Source organism: Cytophagia bacterium CHB2, assembly GCA_030263535.1.
Classification (GTDB): Bacteria; Zhuqueibacterota; Zhuqueibacteria; order Zhuqueibacterales; family Zhuqueibacteraceae; genus Coneutiohabitans.
Genome location: SZPB01000055.1, coordinates 1 through 23058 on the forward strand (window position 1 = coordinate 1; position 23058 = coordinate 23058).

The following is a 23058-nucleotide window of genomic DNA, read 5'->3' on the forward strand; positions in this document are numbered from 1 at the left end:
AATTCTCCGGCGCTGAAGAGAGACGATCCTTTCCCTCGGGTCATGCCACCGGCGCGTTCGCCCTGATGACGGTGCTGGCCAAACAATATGATTCCTGGTGGGTGGAAATTCCATGTTATACGCTCGCGGTTTCCGTCGCAATGCAACGTCTTGACACGCACAGGCATTGGGGAGCAGATGTGGTGCTGGGAAGCGCGATCGGCTATTGGGTCGGAAGCACGCTCGTGAACCGGCACAAACAACAATCCACGAGTTGGTCTGCCAAGCCCTACCTTGGCACGGATCGCATTGGCGTGGCCTGGTCCTTCTGATGCAGTATGGGAAATACACGCCCCGCCTCGCTTAAGAACGGCACTCGCAGCCTTGCAACCGTGCTTCGGAGCCTCACGGGGCACGTATCAATCGTTTATGTCTTTCCTCTCATCATTTTTCTGTTTTTCAGTTGGGATGCGGAAAATACGCCCTGCTTCAGTCTCGATTCATGGTTTGCGTTGTGCGCTTACGTTATCACGGAAACGGGAGGAACGAAATGCGCTCCGTTAGTCGGCATCGCCATGCTTGGCCTTCTGGTGTCGCGTGCGGGAGTTCCCCGAAAGCAACGCCTTACCGAAGCCCTTGTTATTTTTGTCTTCTTGGTTCTTTTTAACGGAGGGGGATCTGCTCTTAATGAGTATGTGATCAAAGCTGTGTTCCAGACGCCCCGGCCGCATATCGTTTATCTTGCCGGTGACAACGGCTCCGGGCCGTTGCAAATGCCGGCTAACGAATTCTATGCACTCGCAAAAGAAGAGCGGCACAGGCTTTTGCGTACCGTTCTGGAAGCAGAGCCGCCGCCGCTCATGTTGCATCGTCTGATCAAAGAGCATTGGATCGCGACCATCGGTTATTCCTTTCCTTCCGGACATGCTTTTGCGTCAATGTTCTTCGCGAGCTTCTTTCTGGCAATGGGCTTGATTTTGGCGTCAACGCCGCGACGCAGTTGTTTTTTTTTTGCTGTTGCCATGGGCCGTGTGCGTGGCTTTTTCGCGAGTCGTGCTGTGGGTGCATAGTCTCCGAGATGTTGTCGCCGGAAGTTTTATCGGCATGCTGATCGGCGTGCTAGCTTTCGGGCTTGTGTACGTAAGTCTGGGGACCCTTCTCCGTAGAATTTCGTAGTAGTCCGTTCATTTGTACTGCCTTTGGTTTCATGCAAAATTAGTCACTGCCCCAAGATTATAATAAAGTAACATGGATCTCGAAAAATTGTCCGGGGGCAAATTCTTGCATTTTCAATCAACCCTAACCACTGCTGGCTGAGTACGCATACTTTCGCGATTCACCAAATAATACAGCGTCGGAATCACGAGCAGCGACAGCGGCATCGAGACGATCATGCCGCCGATCATCGCCACGGCCAGCGGCTGCAGCATTTCGGCGCCTTCGCCGATGGCCAACGCCAACGGCAGGAATCCGAAAATCGTCGCCACCGTTGTCATCATGATCGGGCGCAGGCGCACGCGGCCGGCTGCGAGCAGCGCTTCCGCCACGTTTGGAGAGGTTTTCAAATATTGTTCGGTGTAGTCGATCAATAGAATGCCGTTGTTGACCACTACACCGACGATCATGATCATGCCCATAAAAGCGGAAATATCCAGCGGAATGCCGGTGACCAACAGCAGCAGAAAAACGCCGCTGACCGCAAGCACGGTGCCCATGAGAATGACTGAAGAAGAGCGGAAGGATTTAAATTCAAACAGCAGAATCGTGAAGACCAAAAACGTGCCGAATGCCAGGATCAGCAGCAACTCGCGGAAGGCTTGTTGCTGGCTCTCGTATTGGCCGCCCAATTGAATGGAGACTCCCGGTGGCAGATGAATTTCAGCGAGAGTACGTTTGAGATCTTGAATGACGCTGCCGAGATCGCGGCCGGAAATGTGCGCCTTCACAGTGACCACTTGGCTGAGGTTTTCATGATCAACATCGGACAGCCCGGGGATTTTGCTGATTTCCGCGACTTCTTCCAACGGCAACATGCGGTGGATTTCCGGCAGGTAAATGGGCAACCGGCGGATTTTTTCCAAATGATTGAAATCAGTTTTGGCGTAGCGCAAGCGCACCGGAATGATTTTCAAACCTTCCATCATGGTCGTAGATTCTTCCCCCCACAGCGCCATGTGTACGGCGCGATTGATTTCTTTGACGGTCAGGCCGTAGCGGCTGGCCGCTTCCGGAATGACCCGAATGTTCAACTCCGGCTCGCCCGGCTCAAAGCCCGGAAACACGTCCACCACGTTGGGAATGTGCTCCAGCGCATCGGCAATCTGCGTGGCGACCTCCTGAACTGAAGTCAGATTGTTGCCAAACACTTTGACCGCAATGGGCGCAATCTCGCCGCTCAAGTCGTTCAGGCGATCGGGCAGCACTTGAAACAACTCCGGTTCCAGCCGTGGTTCCTTTTTCGCAATAAACTCGCGTAGATCGTCCATGACTTCAAAGGAAGAGCGCTGATGACCCTTTTTCAAATAGATGACAAAATCGCCATCGCTAGCGTGGGTGCGCGGATGTGCCAAGCTGCGCCCGGTGCGCAACGAATAAGTTTGCACCTCCGGCAACGTCATGACATAATCTTCAATGCTGCTGAGCATGCTTTTGGTGCCTTCGATGGAACTGCCGGGCGGCGACAGATAGTCCAGTACGATCGTGCTCTCATCCCATTCCGGCAGAAATCCGCTGGGGAGATGCAGGTAGGAATAAACCGAGATGAATCCCAAGAGCAGCATGAAGAACAAAACCGGCAGCGGTTTTTTGAGTGAGTATTGCAAAGCGCGTTGTTGCGCGGCGATAATGTGCGGCAGCACGCGTCCGGGTTTCGTTTTTTTGGTGGAAACGAAAACCGCGGCCAACGCCGGTGTGAGAAACATCGCCAGTAGCATAGAAACGGCGATGGCCAGCGAAAGCGTTAATGCCAATGCCCGAAAAAAAATACCTGGCACGCCGCTCAGAAAAACCAGCGGAACAAAAACCACCAGCGTGGTCAACGTCGCGCCCATCAGCGGCGAAATGATTTCACTGGTGGCCTGCACGACAGCTTCGGTGCGGGAATGGCCTTCTTCCAAAAAGCGTTCGATATTTTCCACCACGACAATGGCGTTGTCAACCAGGATGCCGATAGCGGCCGCCAAACCGCCGAGGCTCATCAGATTCAAATTCATTCCGGTTAGTTTGACCAGAATGAAGGTGATGAGCAGCGCAATGGGAATAATGGCCGCAGTCACCAACGTGATACGCAAACGGCGCAGGAAAAGCAGGAGAATGACCACCGTCAGCAACGCTCCCAAGAAAATGCTGTCCCGCACGCTGCCGATGGATTGTTTAATAAAGTCCGTCATGTCGTACCACTTTTCCATGTGGACGCCCGGCGGCAGAATGTTGCGGATTTCCAGCAAGCGTTTTTCCACTTCGCGCGTGACCGCCACCGCATTGGCGCCCGGTTGAATGATGATGGTGAACAACACGGCCGTATGCTGATTGCTCGCACAACTGATGAAGTTTTCTTCCACCGCCGGTTCGATGGTCGCGATGTCCGATAGATGAATTGGGGTGGGGTTGCGATTGGCGACCACAGTTCTGCCCACTTCTGCGATCGTCAGATAGCGGTTGTCGACGATGTTCAGATAGAGTTTGTTGAATTCATTCAGCCGTCCGACAAACTGCACCGCATTGGTTTGGCCGAGCGCTTCGCTCACTTGGCGGTAGTCCAAATTGACGGCAGCCAGTTTGCTGGGATCGAGATTGACCCAGTATTCACGCCGATGCCCGCCCATCACTTCGATGTTGTTGATGCCGGGAATACTGGCGAGCTGCGGCCGAATCGTGTATACTGCCAAGTCGTTCAGCGCCACCAGGTCCAGTCGATCCGAATACAAGCTGTAGCCGGAAACCGGGTAAGTGCTGGAGGTGAAGCGGCGCACTTCGAGCCGTACCTCGGGCGGCAGTTGATTGCGAATGCCGCTCACCTGCGCCTGCACCAATTGGTAGGCCTTGAACATGTCCTCGTCCCACTGGAAATCGACATTGATTTCCGCGGAACCGCGGCTGGTGGTGGAGCGCACGATGCGCACGCCCGGCACGCCCATCACCGCTTCTTCAATCGGCTTGGTGACTTCCATTTCCATTTGTTTCAGCGGCGCAAAGCCGTTGTCCACCAACACCGCGATGCGAGGAAACGTCGCGCCGGGGAAGACGTCTTCGGAAATTTGAAAGATCAGATAAAATCCGATCATCGACAGCAGCAACGCAGAGAACACAATTGCCCGCTTGTTCTCCACAGCAAAGCGCGAGAGTCCGGTCATTCGGCAACAACCTCCATTCCGTCTTCGAGCGAATAAGCTTTTTCGATCACGACTTTTTCATGCTCGCTCACGCCCTCCAGAATTTCCACAGCCTCGTCGTGTAAAATTCCGACTTTGACTTCGCGCCTTTCCACGGTATTTTCCTTGAGTGCAAAAACGTAGAAAACGCCTTCTTCTTCCTGCAGCGCCGGGCGGGGAATCGTCAGCGCGTTGGCATGGACTGCGGAGGGAAAAGCCAAACGCGCCAACATGCCCGGGCGAAATTCACCGGCCGGATTTGCCAAGCGGAGCCGAATCACTACCGTTTGATTGTCGGTATTGATCTGACCGGAAATTTCTTCCAATGGCAGCGCCAGCAGCGCGTGGGGATAGTCAATGAAAGTGACGTAAATTTTGCCGGCCCGCCGCAGAGTGGAAAGATCGCGTACCGGCAGATCGCCGCGCACGTCCAGCACGCTCAAGTCACCGAGATGCACGATCTGTTCGCCTTTTTGCACCACATCGCCGGTGTGATGCATCACCTCCAGTACAACACCCTCCAACGGGCTGAAGAGCGGGATCGTTTTGATTTGCTGTTCCAGCAGCGGACGCAGTTCGACCGGCATCTGTTCGGTCACCTGCAACAACGCCTCGCGTTCGGCGGGAACGATCGTGCCGACCTGCTCGCCTTTCTGCACACGGTCGCCGAGCAGCAGCGAAAAGTCGCTGAGACGGCCGTCAAACTGTGAAGCCAGAAACGCCTCCTGCCGTAAGGCAACGGCGCCGAAGATGTTGAGCGTGTCCACCATATCCGTGCGGCTCACCGGCGCCGTCTTCACCATCACCACCGGCGCGGATTTTTCAACTGCGGGCTCGGCAATTTTTCCGCAGGCGACGAAAAGTACCGGCGCCAAAATTAGCGCGAGGGTTGATTGAATGAATTCGGTTCGCATTACTATTCTCCTTGCAGTTGTGCAATCTTCGCGGTTTGGTTGGTGAGCGTATAAATCTCGATGAGATTGAGCAAATAATCCAAGCGCGTCTCTTGTTTGGTTAATTCGTTTTCCGCCAGTTCTTTTTGCGCCGTCAAATATTCGAGATTGGTGATTAACCCGGCTTGATAATTGGCCGTGGCCAGTTGCAACAACTGTCGATTTGTTTCGAACCGCGTCTCCTCCACCTGGTAAATTTTCCACAATTTCTTCGTTCTTTCGCTGAGCTGATCCAGTTTGATCTGCAATTCTCTGCTGATTTCCGCTTGCTGCAACTGCAATGCGCGGGCGACGGCGCGGATTTCCTGCTGCTGGGATTTGCCGAGTCCCCAGCGCAACAGCGGGAACTGCAACCCGGCGCCCACCTGCCAAGAATTACCATTAGCGGTGGGATCGCGATCCAGGAAATAACCTCCGGTCAATTGAACGTGCGGTAGCCGCGCGGCCTGCACCTCTCGCAAGCGAAGTTGCTGCGCCTCATATTGAAAGCGCAAAGAGGTGAGCAGCGGATTTTGTTGTAAAGCCAGGTTGGAAAGAGAATCCATTTGGAAAAACCGTTCGGGGAATTCTCGCAATCGGAAGGAGCGGTAGTCCGGCAAATTGAGCCGTTTCGCCAGTTCTTGCCGCAGATTATCGGCTTCCAGCTCAGCGGCGAGCATTTCTTCCTGCAATTGGTTGATCGCCGATTGCGTTTGCAGGATGTCCAATTGCGTGCGCGTGCCGGCTTGCCACAGGGCCTGGGAGATTTGTAAATGCTCGTTCAGCAAATTGAAACGATTCTGCAGCACCTCGCGATTCACTTGTTTTTGCAAAATAGAAACATAAAGCTGCGCCACCCGATGCGTGATTTCCAAATAGGTTTGCTCACGATTAGCTTGCTGCGCCAACAGATTTTTTTTCTGGATATCGGCGGTCTTGAGCAGCCAGTCGCCTGCCGACCAATCCAGCAGAGCTTGTCCCACTTGCTGGCGATAATTGTATTGTTGATAGAATAACTGATTGTGAGCAAGCCCGGCGGCAACCTGTGGGAGATAGCGGGCAAGCTCCACACGATAAGCTCCGCCAGCGGCCTGCACTTCCGCCTCGCCAGCCTGTAAACGAAAGCTATTCTGCGCCGCTAGCGCAAGGCAGCGTGAGAGTGAAAGCGTTTCGGTTTGGGCCATCAGGCCAGAGCGCCAGCCGAAAAACAAAAACAGAAATCCAAAGCAAGTGAGCCTGGTCGAGGCTTTCATAAATTCACCATCCCATCTTTTGTATAACGTGAGCGATCATATCGATGCCCTTCAAACTAAAAACTCCCACCCCTGAAACAGTAAAACCCATTTCAAAAGTAGGAGTCATCAACTCGTCCGTTTCACTTCGATTCATTGTTTGAGGAAAAACGGAGCGAATGGTTACGGCGAACTCCATCGCCAATTTTAAAAATCTGTTGAGGTGCACCATCAAAAACCTATGCCTGTGGCCACATGGCGCGGAACTCTAACCATCCAATACAATATAGCGTCTGCGTCATCACCAATATATAAAACCGCACAGCGACTATTCACCGGGCCATGAGATTTATTTTCGCCCTTTGTTTCTCTTGTTACCGATCGTAGCGCCCAAACCTCCAATACAACACTGGCATCACGAAAAGATTCAACACGGTTGAACTGGCCAGGCCGCCGAGAATAACGACCGCCATGGGATGCTCGATTTCATGTCCCGGGCGGTTGCCGCCAAGCACAATCGGGAGCAAGGCCAGCGCCGCGGCCAGCGCGGTCATGAGAATCGGCGCGAGCCGCTCCTGTGCGCCGCGCATGATCAAATCGAATCCAAACGGCTGGCTTTCTTCCTGTTCGAGGTGGCGATAATGGCTAATAAGCATAATGCCATTGCGCGCGGCAATGCCGAGAACCGTGACAAATCCCACCAACGAACCGAGGGAGAGCACGCCGCCGGTGAGGAGCACACTGATGATGCTGCCCACGAGCGCAAACGGTAAACTCAAGAGCACGAGCAGCGCCAAGCGTAGGGAGGCGAAATCCGCATGCAGGATCAAAAGAATGCCGATAACCGAAAGTAGCGACAGCATGAAAATGCGGTTCTTGGAGGCTTGCTGCGCGGCGTATTCGCCGAGAAATTCGGGATGATAGCCGCGCTCAAAGTGAATACCGCGGACGTTGTTTTCGATATCCTGAGCGACACTGCCCAAATCGCGACCGCGCACGTTGCAAGTCACCTCGGTATAGCGTGAAGCCGCCTCACGCGTGATTTGATTCGGCGTCGGCGCGATAATGATGTCGGCCACCTCGCGCAGAGGAATGATGCCACCGGTGGGTGTGGCAATCATTAAATTGCGAATGGCCTCGACGTCATTGCGCGTGCCGGGCTCGCCCCACACGGCCACCTCAAAAACTTTTTGTTCTTCATAGAATTCGCCAACGGTGACACCTTTCACCAAAACGGTTGCGGCCCGCCGTACTTCACCGGGTGTCAGGCCAAATCTCGTTGCGGCTTCTGGCCGAATACGCACTTCCACCTGGGGCACGAGAATTTGGGGTTGCACTTTCAAGTCGATCACACCCTCGACGTCGGAAATAGCAGCTTTAACGGCTTCGGCGTGTTCCCGTAACATGTCGAGATTTTCGCCATAAATGCGCACGACGAGTGTGGCGCTGGTGCCGGTCAGCACTTCTTTAATGCGCTCGCGCAAATACGTTAGCACATCGCGATACAATCCCGGGTAACCATCGACGACTTTTTGAATTTTCGCAACCGTCGGCTCGTAATCCACTTGGGGATCGAGGCTGATCCACAACTCGGTAAAATTGGGGCCGACGACTTCATCGGCTACTTCGGCGCGACCGAGATGGGCGCCGAAATTGCGCACCCCGGGAATGGCGCGCAGCTCTTTGCTGGCGCGTTCCGTGATGCGCTGCATCGCTTCGAGCGAGGTGCCCGGTTTCTCGACCCAGTGCATCAGGAAATCATACTCTTTAAAGTGAGGCAGGAATTCTTCACCCAGGAAAGGGAACGCCAGCAGCGCCAAAATAATTGTCACAGTCAGAATGCCGGTGACGCGCTTGGGCTGATTAAGCAATCTTGGCAGAATTTTTTCATAACGCCGTTTGAGCCAGTGCACCAAGGGCGCTTCCTTTTGAGGCGAGCTGGCCCGCGGCAGCAGCAACAGTGACAGCGCCGGGGTAAGCGTGAGGGCGACCAACAACGACGCTAGAATTGCTAAAACGTAAGAAAGAGCCAGAGGCCGGAAGAACGCGCCGGACAACCCTTCAAGCAGAAACACCGGCAACAACACCAGCGCGACGATGACGCTGCCATAAACCACCGCACTGCGCACTTCGAGTGAAGCGTGGAGCACAACGTGAAACGACGATTGCGGGTTCCCTGCTGCGCGATTGAGGCGCAGACGGCGCATGATGTTCTCCACGTCGATGATGGCATCATCCACCACTTCCCCGAGCGCGATCACCAAGCCGGCGAGCACCATCGTGTTTATCGTGCCGCCTTGATAGTGCAAGGCGAGCGCGGCTGCAACCAGGGACGTGGGAATGGCGAGCACGCTGATCAACGCTGTACGCCAATCGTTGAGAAAAAACGCCAGCACTAAAATCACCAACAAACACCCCAGGAGCATGGCGCGGTTGAGATTCGCCAGCGACATTTCGATAAAGGTCGCCGGGCGAAAGATCGTAGGGTCAATTTCGAGATCGCCCAGTCCGGGGCGAAGCGCTTCCAATGCTGCTTCGACCTTGTGCGTCACGTCCAGGGTATTGCCCCAGGGTTGCTTTTCTACGATGAGCAATAGCCCGGTCCCGTCATTGATCACGGCATCGCCGATCGGCGGCGGAAATCCTTCGACCAATTTCGTGATATTGCCGAGAGTGAGAGGCGCACCGTTGCGCATCGCCACCGGTACATGCGAGAGATCTTGCGGGGTATGCACCAGCGAAACATGGGAAACGGATAAGCGTTGATTCGGCATATCCACAAAACCGCCGCCGCTGATTTCTGTGGCGCTACGCGCCGCACGAACGACCTCATCAATCGTAATTTTATGCGTGCTCAAAAATTGCGGATCGACAAGCACTTGTATTTGACGATCGCGCTGGCCCCAGATCGCAACGTTCGCCACGCCGGGGATCGCCATCAGGCGCGGCCGGATCGTCCACTTCGCAATCGTCGTCATTTCCACTTGGGAAAGGGTTCTGGAAGAGATGCCGATTTTCATGACGCGGCTGGTGGAGGAGAGGGGCGAGAGAATTACCGGCGGTTCCGCGACTGACGGCAGGTTCGCTGCGACTTGCGCGAGACGTTCTTGCACCAGTTGGCGCGCACGCAAGAGATCGGTGTCTTCGGCAAAATACAACACGACCGAGGACAGGCCGAGCACCGATTTGGAGCGAATCTTTTTCAGCCATGAGGTGCCGTTAAGGGCATTTTCAATCGGCACGCTAATCAATGCCTCGACTTCCGCGGTTGAAAGTCCGGGCGCTTCGGTTTGAATTTCCACCAAGGGCGGCGCAAATTCGGGGAAGACATCAAAGGCCGTGGTGCTGAGAATGCGCATGCCCGCGATCATGAAGATCACCGTAAGCACGACGACGGCAACGCGCAGACGCAGCGAGGTGGCAACCAGCCATTGCATCATTTGCCGCCTCCGAACTCGGTGCCGAATATTTCGGCGGCGCCGGTGATCACCACTTCCGTGCCCGAGTCCGGACCGCGTGCCAGGACCGCGAGCGTATCGACAACATGATGCAGTTCGACGCGCTGGCGTGTGTACGTGTGCGGCGACATGCGAGTATAAACCCAGGTACCGCCGTGAATATCATAGAGAATCGCCGAAAACGGCACGATCAGATTTTCTGCGATATTTTTTTGAGCAAGCGTCACACGCACTTTTTCGCCGACACGAAATTGGCCATCGCTATTTTCCATCTCAAAAAAAAGATCGGCGGAAGCGGCGTTGGCGTCGCTGAGCGGCGGGCCTTGCACTGGTTTGGCGATGCGTTGCGAGACGCCGGAAGCGTCACCGAAAGCTTCGATCTGCGCCGGCTGCTGCTCGTCGATGGTGGCGAGATCGCCGACATAAACCGGCACGCGCACCCACACGGTATTCTGCCCGACAACTTCAAACAGTTCCGCGCCGGCAGCGACAGTTTGGCGCGGCGCAATATTGATTTTTTGCAGCACGCCATCAAAAGGTGAAGCCAGCGCCATCGTCGCCGTCGCCAGCGTTGCAGAATCTGCGACGGTGCTGTTGGCAAGATGCAAGCGCGCCTCGGCAGCTTTGAAGGCGGCAGCAGCCGCAAGCAACTCGGTGTCTGCTTCTTCTTTGGTTTTCACGCTTCCGGCGTTGTCATGCAGCAATTGCGCGGCGCGCTGGGCTTTGGCTTGCGCCACGTCAAACTGCATTTTTTTCAAAACGACTTCATCCGGCGAGCCCAGCAAATCGCGTTCGGCAGGCAACGGTAATAAAGAGAAAATCGCCTGGCCTTTGCGCACACGCATGCCGGCCTGCGGCAATCGCCCGTTGGGCGCAACGATCACACCCGCGACCGGCGCGGTGACAAAAATGCGGCGTCCGGGAATGGCGACAATTTCTCCACCCAGCCGTAACCTGCGGGCGAGTTGTCGTTTTTCCACGGCCGCAGTCTCGATGCCAAGCCGCTGTTCGGCCTCGGGCGAAAGCGTAACAGTCGTGAGCTCAGATTCTTTAACGCCGTTGGCAACCTTCGCCGGCGGTATAGCGCTGGCCGAAGTTTGGGTTTCGCTCGAGCAGCTCCATATGCGGGTGAGAGACGCGAGCAGAACTATAAGAAAAAAGCGCTGGTTAAAATTGGGGTTCATTATCATCTCAAACAAGTTTCACCCGCTGCGCCAGAGGGTGGTTCAATGTGGGCTACCACCGAGCGATGATCTGAAAACCGGGACCAATTCAGGTTACAGTTGACGACCGTTAATTTTTTGCTAACCCAGATATGGTCGATTACCAAAACCGGTAACGGCACCGGCCACGAGGGGGAAAATCCCATGCCAGCGCTCTCAAACGCATGCGCGAGATATTGCCGAAAAGGCTCGAATAATATGGAATCCAAAGGCGTGTTGAAATCTCCCATCACGATAAGATTTTCGTGCGCATAAAAGCGGATCATCTCCGCCAACTGCTCGAATGCGGGGGCGCGCGACCGCAGAGGGTCGCCGTCAATATCCACGAGCAAGACATAAAAGAATCGCCCCTCTAAAGCGACTTTGAGCAAGTTAAAACGGCCGCGTTTGCTGAGAGATCCTGATTCCGTTGATAGAATTTTTCCTTTGGTGAGCAAGGCCATATCGCCGGGCAAGACGTGCACCTCATAATTGGGAAATACGTTCTGCCACATAACTACTTTCTTTTTACCGATTCCGGCTTCGACAAATCCGATAATGTCCGCATTAAAATTTTGAACGTAGTCGGTAATTTCCCCGGCCCGCCTGTTATTGGCGGCATTCCAAAAGAACAGCTTTACATCGCCGGCTGCCGGCGCACGAGAATTCAGTGAGATATTTTTGTAAGACCATGTCGCCAGGCATGCAAGGGTAAATATAAAACAAGCGTTGGCCACCCGGCGACGTTTATTGCACAGCCAAATCATACCCAGCAGCAACGAAAAAATCGCGAGAACCGGCAAGGGCGTGCAATAGTACACTACCGAAAACGCATCTATTCTATCTTTCAACAGAAAGCGAATGATCAAGCAGGATATGAAAAAACCACTCACCGCAGCGCGGAATAACCGTAAGCCCAGCTCCACAAAGAGGCTAATTTGCGGCAATATTGTTTTTGGGTAGAATTCAGTTTTCATGTTTGGCATGATAGAATCCGACACTGTGTTGCAGGCGTGCATGAGCGCGGTGTGAATTCGCCGCGGCCTCAACTTCACGCAAGCGCGCCTCTAGAAGTTGGCGGTCGATTTCGAGCACAAATAGATATGAAACTTCTCCGGCAGTGTAGGCTGTCCGCGCGCGACGAGCCGATTCACTGGCAGTCGGCACCCATTCTGTTCGGCAGAGGGCAAGCGCCTGTTGTGCGGCCAGATAATTCGTGTATGCGTCCTGAACTTCCAACGCAAGACGATGCTTCACGGCGAGATATTGCCGTGCGGCTTGCTCGATTTGTGCTTGTGCGCGCGCGATTTTGCCGTTGTTCCAATTGAACAGTGGAAGCTCGATTTGTGCGCCCGGTCCTGACTCAAAACCTTCTTTGCCGGCAGCATTGGCGTCGAGAACGCCGGTTAGGTTGAGGATCTTTGCGCGTTCCCAGCCCAGGCGTTTGCCGGCCGCTTCGATGGCAAGCTCAGCCGCGCGCAAATCCGGCCGTGAGGCAAAGGCGGCGCGCAAAAGCTCTGGGAGGTTTTGCTGAGGCAATTCCACTTCCGGTTCGGGCGAAAGGGTAAAACTCGTATCCGATGGGTTCATTCCCAATAGAGTGTTTAATCGCGTGCGAAGAAGCTCAGCGCCTGCGGCAAAATTCACTGCGGCCTCTTGTGCTCGCAACGTTTCGAGTCGCGTAGTGGAAGCTTCCAACGCGCTGATGTCGCCGGCGCGCTGACGCGCCGCAGCAATTTCTGCAATTTCAGCCTGCAAGTGAAAATTCTCTTCAGCGATTTGATTTTGCGCCTGCGCCAGCACCAGATCGGCATACGCGACGCGCACATCGCGTGCGAGGTCAAGGCCATGTTGCACCAAATTTTCGGCAACTCGTTGCGTCTCAAGCTTGGCGGCGGCCATCCGTTTCGGCCGCTGCCACAATACTTCGATCGGCAAGGTCAATGTGGCTTCGAGTTGTTTCGGGCCAACGGGAAAAAGCAGCGACAACATCGGATTGCGCAGCAAACCGGCTTCGATCAGGTCGGCGCGTGCAAAACCAAGTTCGGTGAGATCGGCCTGAAACTGGGCGTTATGCCATAACGCGAGTGCAACCGCTTCATCTTGGGTAAGTCCATCCGCCAACACGATGCCGGGCGGCAAATGCCACTCGCCAGTTTGCTGCTCTGTTATCAGCGGATGGCCGGTATGCTGAGCAATTGAAGTGGAAACATAATCGCGATTGTAAGGGGAGCGCGCGGCACAACCCGCGAAGATCAGGATTGCTAGGAATGCAAAAACGCGAAACATAAGTACTCTACATTGATCTTGAATTTCAATTCAGGCGTCTTGCCGTTGGTGGCATCGTTAAAGCTTCATGCTTGTACCTGATAACCGGGAAAAATGCGCAAATTGATTTGCCGTGATTTTGCCGTAAAAGTATACTCGTGAACGATGGGAAAATTGAGAAGGAGGGTATGACGAGCGGCGAGAAACCTGCGAGGCATGAAACGAAAGTGCATGCAAGAGTTTCCCATGCAAGCATTGCTACAAACTTACATGGAAAACTCATGCAATTTCGAGCATTACTTCATCACGTTGACAGCGGCAAGCGCGATGTCGTTTACAGCCTGCACCAGGCTTTCGGAAAGCGAGAGGTTGCCCTGCATCATCCGAATTTTGGCCGGCACGGACAAGAGATCTTCCGGTGTCCGCGCCAAGGCAAAATTCTGCCGCACGGATTTTCCGTGAAATTGGCTGAGGAATTCCTCTTCAGCGCCGCCGTTGCCTTTAATTTTCGCGCTGGAAATAACGTCTGTATTCGTCACGCCCAGCAGAACGGTAATCGTCTTGCCCTCGTGTTGCAGGGATTTCAGCAAAATGTAGCCGCGGAATTCTTCGGCTGGTCCCCACGAACCTCGCTCCCAAGCTTCGGTCCACTGCACGCCGGAGCCGAGTGTTCTGACAGCCTCGGAAGAATTCGTGCCTGGAAAAATCTGCCGGCAATCTTGCCGGGTCAACCCGGAGGGGTTTCCCGCCACTGACATGGAGGCCGATAGCCCCAGTATCAGCATGGCGGACACGACGTTGGTTTTTGGGATCATTTCACACCTCAGTTAGAAAGTTCGGAGATGTTGTACCTGCGAAAGCCATTATTGAAGAAACTCTTCTTGATGCATGAACGTCGTATTCAGCATGCGTGGCGGTATACCTGCATTGCACACGATGTTTTTGTATGCGCCCGGGCAATATACGAAGAATGCAACCGCAAGATGTCATGGGGAGGTCTTAAGGTTGCAAATTGTGAGTAAAATTCCAGGCATGCCCGGGCTGTCTTTTCTAAAAGCCCTCGTGGTGGCTATCGCTTGCTCTGAAGAGTCACGACGCTTGATCCCGGATTTTGCGGAAAAGGAGGCGTAACTCTGGTTTGCTGATTTCTAGAGGCATAGCCGGAAAGTCTTTTTTGGGCAATAAGGATTCTCGCTTAAATAACTTGCCCATATCACAAACCGCGAATGGACGCTAATAAACGCGAATTTTGAAATTAGCGAATATTTGCGTTCATTCGCGGTTTCAAAAATGAGTAAGTTATTTAAATGGCACTCCTAAATGATTTCCGAAAAGAAATACTTATTTGTGACGGTTCCAAGAAACACCGCGTTTCCAGCCACACCTCTTGGCCTTGTCCTTCTCCACATTCACCCTCCGCGTTAGCATCCTCCCATAAGAATACCATAAGCCAATAACGAATTGGCAGGCAGACCTAGCGTGCCTGCTAAGCCACACCCTATTTCACATTCCTTTACATTGCGGCGTATCCTTACAACTACCAAGTAATGCCAGAACGATTGCAAACCAAAATAAATTCGGAATTTTGGGTTTGGCGGACAATGATTGTGCTTTCCGCATCGCTGTACAGTAGTTTGTATAGATCGCACCACGATGAATGATTGGTGAATAGCATTCATCAGTGATGCTTTCGAAAGGGCTTTCCCTTCTCGTTCTTGGAAGTTCCGGTCGGACGCAGCAATTGCACCAGGATTGCTTTCACCTGCCGGCGCACCTCATTCGCAGTGGACTGCACAATGGATGTGTGGCAACACCATACGCACACAACTATTCGTGCAGGCAGTGCGGTTCCTACCTCCCACATATTTCATAGCCGTATCAAAGGATTGATCGGTTGTTTGGCGAGCCAAACTTGGTTTTGTCAAAGCGATTGCTTTGCAAGTTTGGCGGATAGGATCGGTGTTTTCGTTACAGCAAGCAAGTCGTGAGGCTTCGCTGCGCCGAAATCAAACCACGGGATGCTGAATGAGCTCGCTACGGATTTTGATGTACTGCCATGACCGGGCAGGACTCAGCCATACCATGCGCACTATGATGGTGGCTTCACATCTTGCCGAGAATCTGGCGGACTGTTCCATTCTGGTATTGACGGACCTTTCGATTATTGGCCGTCTCAAATTCCCAGGAAACGTTGATTACGTTCACTTGCCGGGCATAGCGAACAAATACAATTCCTATCAATACCGGGGCAACCTGAATATTGAGTTGGATGAAACGCTGACAATTCGCCGCAAGATCACCAAGAGTGCGATCAAAACTTTTCACCCGGACTTTTTTATTGTCGAGCGGGATCCCATTGGGATGCAGGAAGAAATGCCCCGACTCTTGGCGTTTGTGCGGGAACACCTGCCGAAGACAAAGCTGATTTGGGGTTTGTCCGACGTCATTGGTGATCCGGATATGATACGTCGCGATTGGAATCGCGAGGACTTTTATCGCGCGCTAGAGCAGTATTGTGACGAAGTTTGGATCTATGGATCGCAGGAGATCTTTGATCAATCCCACAATTACCAAATGCCAGCGACTGTTGCGAAAAAGTGCTACTACACCGGGTATTTGCGTCCACCGCGCGCGACCTCGTCCCGCGTCCATAAAGATATTATCGGCATGAGGCAAAACAAGAAGCCTTATGTGTTGCTCACGACCGGCAGCGGAGCGCAGGGGTTTGAACTCATTGACAACTACCTCCGTTCACTCGAACGCAATGGCAATGCAGCACACTTTCAGAGTGTGATCGTCACTGGCCCGATGATGCCAAGTCGAGAGAAAGCCTTGCTCAAGGATCGCGCGGACAAATTGCCGGGCGTGATTCTTCACCGCTTCAGCAAGAATGTTGGCCAGTACGTGAAACATGCTCATTTGGTGGTAAGCAACGGAGGCTATAATGGCCTTTGTGAAATTCTATCCTATCGCAAAAGGGCAGTCATAGCTCCTCCTCTCGCGCCTCCCAATGAACATTTGCTCCGTGCCGAGATTTTTCAACAACTCGGCATCGTTAGGCGCCTGCCCCCCAGAGAATTGTCAGCGGAGCGCTTGAACGAGATGGTGCATTCGAGTCTGTTTGGCGGCCCCGAGTTGACTGTTCCTCTGGACGATGTGCGAGTACCTCTTAACGGATTGGATAAAATCGTCGAGCGCATTACGGTTCTGGGCGGGCTGAAATCTCGAGCGCTGCGCCAGGCCGTCTGAAAAACGGCTTTTGTTCAAGACATCGACGAGCAGGGCCTCGTTGCAAATCAATGTATTCGAGTCCTCATAGAGAAAACTTCATGAGAGCTTTTATGACTCGCAGCGTAGCGGTGAAGATTCTGATTTACTCTCAAGACGGCTTCGGCTTGGGCCATTTGCGGCGCAATCTCAACATCTGTTTGCAGATTGTCAAACGCAGCCCCCGCGCCTCAATCTTAATTATCGCCGACTCTCCAGTGGCCCCCTTTTTCAAGCTGCCGGCCCAGTGTGATTTCATCAAGATCCCGACCATGGTGAAGATCGATTCCGGAGTCTGGCGTCCGAACCGACTTCCGATGAATTATCAAGAGGTATTGAAAATCCGCTCGGAGATCATTCAAAGTGCAGCCCTGGGCTTTCGACCCGACTTTTTCCTGGTGGACCATATGCCGCACGGGGCTTTGGGAGAATTAGCCGTTCCCCTGCAGGCGCTGAGAGAGCAGTGCCCGGAAACCAAGATCGTCTTGGGCCTGCGTGACATCCTGGGCGCGCCCGATACCATACATAAACAATGGAAAAGGGAAGGCGCTTTCGAAGCGGCCATGTCTTTTTATGATCATGTCTGCATTTACGGATGCCCGGATGTTTTTAACTCGACCGAGGAATATCAATTCACGCCGGAACTGGTTGCCAAGACACAATACTGCGGCTATGTCTGCCGCGAAGATGTCAAAACGACTTCCGAAAATGGTTTCCTGAAGAACTTTTTTGCGGAGCCTCGCAAAAAATTCGTTCTGGTCACCGGAGGTGGCGGCGCCGATGCCAGCTACTTTATGGATTCTTTTTTGGATGCGGTTCGACTGTTGGCCCCACGTGCCTCTTTTAATGCTTTGGTCTCAACCGGTCCTTTCATGCACGAAGACCAGCGCCAGCTTCTGACGCAAAAGGCCAAAGGCTTGCCGGTCACTGTTACAAGGCTGGGCCAAGATAGCATACGCTTTCTCCGGCGCGCCGATCTGGTTGTCTCCATGGCGGGCTACAATACCATCGCTGAAATCATGCGATTTCGCAAGAATGCCATCATTGTTCCGCGCCCGGGACCGAGCGCGGAACAAACCATGCGGTGCCGCATCATGACCGAGCGCGGTTTATTCGACACCATTCAACTGCAAGATTTGAACGCGGAGTACCTGGCTGAGAACATTTCTCACAAGCTCGAGAACGGCAACGGAATGAATGAAGCGATGCTTCCGGATCTCAATGGCGCCTCGAACGCCGCCGCCTTGATGTTATCCGCGCTGTGATGCGGATCGTGGGGGCTCTGCCCAACTCAGACCTGAGTACATCAATTCATGTGGAGGATGATTTTCATGCCGGAGTTCACCGGTTTCAATGACTGCAAGGCCGGACAGAAGGTGAAGATGAAGGGGAAGCCCGGAGACGGTGGTGTATTTGTGGCGCACTCGATTACCCTGAACAGTGCAGCCGAGGAGGCGGTAATTGAGAGTGTGATACAGCGCATCGCATATGAACAAAGCGCCTTGTGCATCCTCGATCACGAAATCGCATTGCCAGGCGCAGTCACGATCAAAGACTTGCTGCGCAATAAAATCAGCTTGCATGGCCTAAAGGCCGGAGATCGAGTGAAGCTAATCGGCAAGCATCTAGAATCCGGGAAGTTTGTGCCGGAGAAAATCAAGATGAAAGATCCCCAGGGCTTCAACGTTGCAGAACTGCAGGGCGAGATCGACAGGGTTGATTGTGAGAAAAGGGCTTTGGAAGTGCTCGGTTTTACCGTAGTCGTTGATGAAAGGACCATGTTTTACGATGATTGAAAAGTGGGAATTGGATTTCACCGGCTAAGTGCAAATACACTTCAACCACTGACACTTCAGGCGCAAGGGACTGCGTCATTCCAGACATGCCATAAACCTCTGGGAGCTGCGACATGACTGTGGCGACAGTCCCTTATGAACGTGAGCGCGAAGATACGTTGCGCGCCATCCAAAACGCGTTGGACCAAGACCGGATGAGAGCCGTCTTCGCTGCGAAGCTCAAACAGCGCTTTGGACATAATCTGCAGGTCAAGGACTTCCGCCTCGAAGTCCTTCAACGCCATACCTACCGCTGCGTGCTGCGTTATCATATCTCTGCCTTTGATCCGGAGCGCGGCGCAGACGTGCAATGGCGCGTCATCGGCAAAGTGCTCAACACCAATCTGGGAATTTTGCTGTTCGATAATATGCGGCAACTTTGGTCGTGCGGCTTTTCGCGCACGGCTGCCGATGGCATCAGCATTCCGGAGCCGATCGAATTCCTGCCCTCACTTTCCATGCTCTTGCAGGAAGAAGTGCCGGGGCTGTCGCTCAAGATGCTGTTGAAGCAATCGGCGCAAAAAGAGCATTTCCGCCAGTTAGCCCGTGCCCTGGCGAAATTGCACAAATGCCCAATCGTTCCCAGCCGCCTGTTCACCGTCAAAGAACATTTATTGCGCTGTCATCCGGGCCACGAGGTTTTGGCAAGTGCTTGTCCGGAACTGGCGCCGTCAATCAATTACCTGGTGGAGCAGGCCTTTGATAGCGAAGCCGCGTTCGGAGATATCGAACTCGCGCCGGTGCATGCCGATTTCCATCTCGGCCAGGTTCATTTGGAAAACGGCCATACCTGGTTGATCGACTTCGATGTGCTGAGTTATGGCGATCCCGCCACCGATCTGGGAAATTTGCTGGTGTTCATGAAGAGCAAGGCTCGTACGAATCCCGTGATTGCCGAGCTGATTCAGGTTTTTCTGGAGGAATATTTTTCCTTGATGGATCGCAGCATCGCCGCCAGAATTCCGCTGTATGAAGGATTGAGTTATTTGCGCCGCGCCTGCAAAAGTTTTCGCCTGCAAGCCGAAGGCTGGCATGAGCAGGCGCAATATTTAATTGAACAGGGCATCGCGGCGGTTGAGACGGTTGCAGAGTCTTGTCGCTCCGTCGGTCTCCGCCGTTCATTAATTGATGCGGCGGTGGCGGAATTGCTCAACGGGGATGTTCGAGACGAGGCACACAGATGAGTTTGTTCGACAACCTCTCAAAATTACGGCAAATGGGTGGCAAAAATGAGCGCGAAAAGCTCAATTTTAAAGGGCTGGTCAGGATTTACAAAGTATTTGGCCGTCATTACAAGAAATACTGGAAAATCCTGACGGTCGCCTATTTGTGCCTGTTCGGCACCATCGGCGTAATGGTGTTGACGCCGTGGCCGCTCAAGCTGATTTTGGATCACATCATTCTGAAACAACCGCTGCCGGAATTTTTCTCATTTCTCAATCCGCTCTACTCCGGCAATCCCCGGCTGCTCCTGCTGTTGCTCGCGCTGTCCATCGTCGTCATCGCGTTTCTGGAAGCGACGTTTTCGTACTTTAACAAATTTTGGGTTTCCGCCACCGGCGACCGCATCAATGCCGACATTCGTGAGCGGGTGTTCTCGCATTTGCAGCGATTGTCGTTATCTTTTCACGAGTCGATGCAATCCGGCAACCTGATTTATCTCTTGACTGCCGATGTGAAAGAGATGAAAAAGGTGCTAATCGATTTTCCGCAGGACTTGACCAACCGCGTCGTGAGCTTCGCGGTTTATGCCGGTTTGATGCTGGCGCTCGACTGGCGCCTCGGCCTCATCGGGCTGTGCACCATGCCGCTGATTTATTTTTTCACCAAGTATTTCGGCGGCGGCATGCGCACTGCCATCACGAAAAAGCGCAAGCAGGAAGGCAAGGTCGCTTCGATTATTGCCGAAAACGTCACGGCTATGGCGCTGGTGCAGGCCTATGGCCGCGAAGAAACCGAACGCGCGCGCTTCACCTCCGGCAATAAGGAAAGCTTGCAGGCGCAGCTTCGCGCCCTAAGCTTGAGCCGGACGTTCGCCCGTATTGTGGAATTTTTGGTGGCCTTGAGCGCCGCCGGCGTGCTTTACTTCGGCGGCCTCTATGCGCTCGAGGGCGCCATTCTGCCGGGAACGCTGGTCGTGTTCATGGCTTACATGCGCGACATCTACGGCATCTTTGAGAAGTTCAGCGAGCTTTTTCTCGGCATTGCCAAGTCGCAAGTCTCCGGCGAGCGCTTGCTCGAGCTGGTCGAAAACGACATGATCGTGCAGGATGATCCGAAGGCCGCGCCGGCGCCGGCGTTTCAGGGCCGCGTCGAATTCAAGAACGTCAGCTTTGCTTATAAAAAAGGCCGCGAGGTTCTAAAGAATCTGAATTTCACGGTCGAGCCGGGTGAAACCATGGCCCTGGTCGGCCACAGTGGCGCGGGAAAATCAACACTCATCAGTTTGCTGCTGCGTTTTTACGATCCGCAGCAGGGCCAGATTTTGATCGATGGCCAGGATCTGCGCCAATTCACGCTCAAATCCTTGCGCGATCAGATGACGATCGTCTTGCAGGAAGCCAAGCTGTTTCGCCAAACCGTGCGCGAGAATATTGCCTTTGGCAAATCCGGCGCGACCGAAGAAGATATCATTGAGGCGGCCAAACTGGCCAAGGCGCACGATTTCATCATGCGCATGCCGGAAGGCTACGACACCATGATGTACGAGGGCGGCGACAATCTTTCCGGCGGCCAGAAACAGCGCATCAACATCGCGCGCGCCATTATCCGCAACACGCCGCTGATGATTCTCGACGAACCGGTGACGGGTTTGGATGCGCGCGCCGAAGCGCAAATCAATGCGGCCATCCACCGGCTCACGCGCGGCAAGACAACGTTCATCATCGCCCATAAATTTTCCACCATCGCGGCCGCCGAAAAAATACTCTTGCTGGAAGAGGGCGAGGTGGCGCATTATGGTTCGCACGAACAACTCCTGCGCGAAAGCCCGCAATATCGCGAGTTGTATGAACTGCAATTCGGCCGGCAAAAGGAAATCGCGCGTGAGGAGGTTATTGCCAACGGCAAGAATGGACAATTTGAATCGCAGGCTGTGGCAACGCTGGCCAGTTCTTGAAGACTCTCTGCCTGAACGCATCACGACGAACGACGTTACTACGAATGCGCATAACATCGAGGCTTATTGATGAGCAGTAAGGAGAAATCCAAAACCTCAAAATCGAAAAAGGAGCGCAAGCGTGTCAGCTTTCGCACGCTTATGCGCTTGTATAAAGTATTCGGGCGCCACTACAAAAAGCACTGGAAGCTTTTTGCCAAAGTTTATACCGGCCTGCTGCTCACGATTCTCATTGCGCTGCTCATTCCGTGGCCGCTGAAGCTCATTCTGGATTACGTGATTCTGAAAACGCCGCTGCCGCCCCAGGCAGCCTTTGTGACGCAATGGCTCGGCACGGATCCGCTCGTTCTGCTTGTGGCGCTGGCGCTGGCGTTTTTGCTGTTACGGATTTTCGAGAGCCTCGCCAACACGGTGCACAAAGTCGGGTTGCTCAGCGCCGGCGAGATGATCGCCACCGACATTCGTGAGCGCGTTTTCATCCATTTGCAGCGGCTGTCGCTGTCGTTCCAGGAATCGGCGCGCTCGGGCGATCTGATTTACCGGCTGACCTCGGACATCGACGACGCGAAAATCATTCTCGTGCAGTTGCCGGACAATTTCATCTATCGCGTCGTGATGATTGTCAGCCACATGGCTTTGATGCTAGTGCTGGAATGGCGGCTGGCGCTGCTCGCGTTCAGCATCATCCCGGTTTTGTATTTCATCAATCGCCGCATGGGCAGCGATGTGAAAGAAGCCACCGCGAAAAAACGCAACAAAGAAACCGAAGTCAGTTCGATCATCGCCGAAAACGTCACGGCGATGGCGCTGGTGCAGGCGTATGGCCGCGAAGATTTGCAACAAGCGCGCTTTGCCTCGGAGAATCGCGAAAGCCTGCACTCTGAAATCGAAGCGCGGCGGCTTGCCAAACTGTTTAAGCGCATTAGCGACAATCTCGCCGCCATCGGCACGTGCTTGGTCGTCGGTTACGGCGGCCTGCTGGCGTTGGATGGATTGCTGCTGCCGGGCACGCTGGTTTTGTTTGCTGCGTATCTGCGCAATCTCTATCGCCCGATCGACAAGTTCGCCGAAATGATGCTCGACGTCGCCAAAGCGCAGGTTGCCGGCGAGCGGCTGCTGGATTTGGTCGAATGCGACATGGTCATGCAAGACGCGCCCAACGCCATCCCCGCACCGCCGTTTACCGGCCGGGTCGAATTTCGCGAGGTGAGTTTTGGCTATCATCCGGGCGTCGAGGTTATCAGAAATCTCAGCTTCGCTGCGGAGCCGGGCGAGACGGTTGCGCTCGTCGGCCACAGCGGCGCGGGCAAATCAACGCTCATCAGCATGCTTTTGCGTTTCTACGATCCGCAAAAAGGGCAAATCCTGATCGATGGCCACAATCTCCGCGAAATCAC

General features: G+C 53.8%; 18 protein-coding genes. 9 read left to right on the top strand and 9 right to left on the bottom strand.

From position 1 onward, the window contains the following. The 3 genes from FBQ85_07790 to FBQ85_07800 form a co-directional block, all read left to right on the top strand. Positions 1-311, top strand: a 311-nt coding sequence (locus tag FBQ85_07790; protein MDL1875060.1) for a phosphatase PAP2 family protein, incomplete at its 5' end; no start/stop codon positions are given. Between the two features lie 6 nt (positions 312-317). Continuing rightward, positions 318-1049 carry a phosphatase PAP2 family protein gene (locus FBQ85_07795; protein ID MDL1875061.1) on the top strand — a complete coding sequence of 244 codons (732 nt, stop codon included), beginning with the start codon at positions 318-320 and terminating at the stop codon, positions 1047-1049. Beyond that, positions 991-1155, top strand: coding sequence for a phosphatase PAP2 family protein (locus FBQ85_07800; protein ID MDL1875062.1), 165 nt, complete (start codon positions 991-993; stop codon positions 1153-1155). Before FBQ85_07795 ends, FBQ85_07800 begins: the two co-directional genes overlap by 59 nt. A 113-nt stretch (positions 1156-1268) precedes the next feature. On the opposite strand, the gene FBQ85_07805 is transcribed toward FBQ85_07800, so the two are convergent. From FBQ85_07805 to FBQ85_07845, 9 genes are all read right to left on the bottom strand, one after another. Then, positions 1269-4331 (bottom strand): efflux RND transporter permease subunit, encoded by a 3063-nt coding sequence (locus FBQ85_07805; protein ID MDL1875063.1) that lies wholly within the window; start codon positions 4329-4331, stop codon positions 1269-1271. Beyond that, a complete protein-coding gene (locus tag FBQ85_07810) occupies positions 4328-5263 on the bottom strand; it encodes an efflux RND transporter periplasmic adaptor subunit (GenBank protein ID MDL1875064.1) in 936 nt (311 codons plus the stop codon). Before FBQ85_07810 ends, FBQ85_07805 begins: the two co-directional genes overlap by 4 nt. 2 nt (positions 5264-5265) lie before the next feature. Further along, positions 5266-6534, bottom strand: a complete 1269-nt coding sequence (locus FBQ85_07815; protein ID MDL1875065.1) for a TolC family protein — start codon at positions 6532-6534, stop codon at positions 5266-5268. 4 nt (positions 6535-6538) lie between these two features. Beyond that, on the bottom strand, positions 6539-6748 hold the full coding sequence (locus FBQ85_07820; GenBank protein MDL1875066.1) for a hypothetical protein: 210 nt from the start codon (positions 6746-6748) through the stop codon (positions 6539-6541). A 139-nt stretch (positions 6749-6887) separates the two neighbouring features. Next, positions 6888-9950 (bottom strand): efflux RND transporter permease subunit, encoded by a 3063-nt coding sequence (locus FBQ85_07825; GenBank protein MDL1875067.1) that lies wholly within the window; start codon positions 9948-9950, stop codon positions 6888-6890. Next, entirely contained in the window at positions 9950-11161 is a 1212-nt protein-coding gene (locus FBQ85_07830) for an efflux RND transporter periplasmic adaptor subunit (protein MDL1875068.1), read from the bottom strand. The genes FBQ85_07825 and FBQ85_07830 overlap by 1 nt, the downstream gene beginning before the upstream one ends. Continuing rightward, positions 11158-12192, bottom strand: coding sequence for a hypothetical protein (locus FBQ85_07835; protein ID MDL1875069.1), 1035 nt, complete (start codon positions 12190-12192; stop codon positions 11158-11160). The genes FBQ85_07830 and FBQ85_07835 overlap by 4 nt, the downstream gene beginning before the upstream one ends. Beyond that, entirely contained in the window at positions 12140-13462 is a 1323-nt protein-coding gene (locus FBQ85_07840; protein MDL1875070.1) for a TolC family protein, read from the bottom strand. Before FBQ85_07840 ends, FBQ85_07835 begins: the two co-directional genes overlap by 53 nt. Before the next feature lie 275 nt (positions 13463-13737). Next, positions 13738-14256, bottom strand: a complete 519-nt coding sequence (locus FBQ85_07845) for a hypothetical protein (GenBank protein MDL1875071.1) — start codon at positions 14254-14256, stop codon at positions 13738-13740. 1210 nt (positions 14257-15466) lie between these two features. On the opposite strand from FBQ85_07845, the gene FBQ85_07850 reads away from it, so the two are divergent. From FBQ85_07850 to FBQ85_07875, 6 genes are all read left to right on the top strand, one after another. Beyond that, positions 15467-16690, top strand: coding sequence for a hypothetical protein (locus tag FBQ85_07850; protein ID MDL1875072.1), 1224 nt, complete (start codon positions 15467-15469; stop codon positions 16688-16690). A gap of 50 nt (positions 16691-16740) precedes the next feature. Further along, the gene (locus FBQ85_07855; protein ID MDL1875073.1) at positions 16741-17973 is read left to right on the top strand and encodes a hypothetical protein; all 1233 of its coding nucleotides are present in this window, start codon (positions 16741-16743) and stop codon (positions 17971-17973) included. Positions 17974-18039: 66 nt separating this feature from the next. After that, positions 18040-18504, top strand: coding sequence for a hypothetical protein (locus FBQ85_07860; protein ID MDL1875074.1), 465 nt, complete (start codon positions 18040-18042; stop codon positions 18502-18504). Between the two features lie 113 nt (positions 18505-18617). Next, positions 18618-19727, top strand: a complete 1110-nt coding sequence (locus FBQ85_07865; GenBank protein ID MDL1875075.1) for an aminoglycoside phosphotransferase family protein — start codon at positions 18618-18620, stop codon at positions 19725-19727. Next, on the top strand, positions 19724-21661 hold the full coding sequence (locus tag FBQ85_07870) for an ABC transporter ATP-binding protein (protein MDL1875076.1): 1938 nt from the start codon (positions 19724-19726) through the stop codon (positions 21659-21661). The genes FBQ85_07865 and FBQ85_07870 overlap by 4 nt, the downstream gene beginning before the upstream one ends. Positions 21662-21730: 69 nt before the next feature. Then, positions 21731-23058 (top strand): ABC transporter ATP-binding protein (locus FBQ85_07875; protein ID MDL1875077.1); only part of this gene is annotated, 1328 nt, incomplete at its 3' end.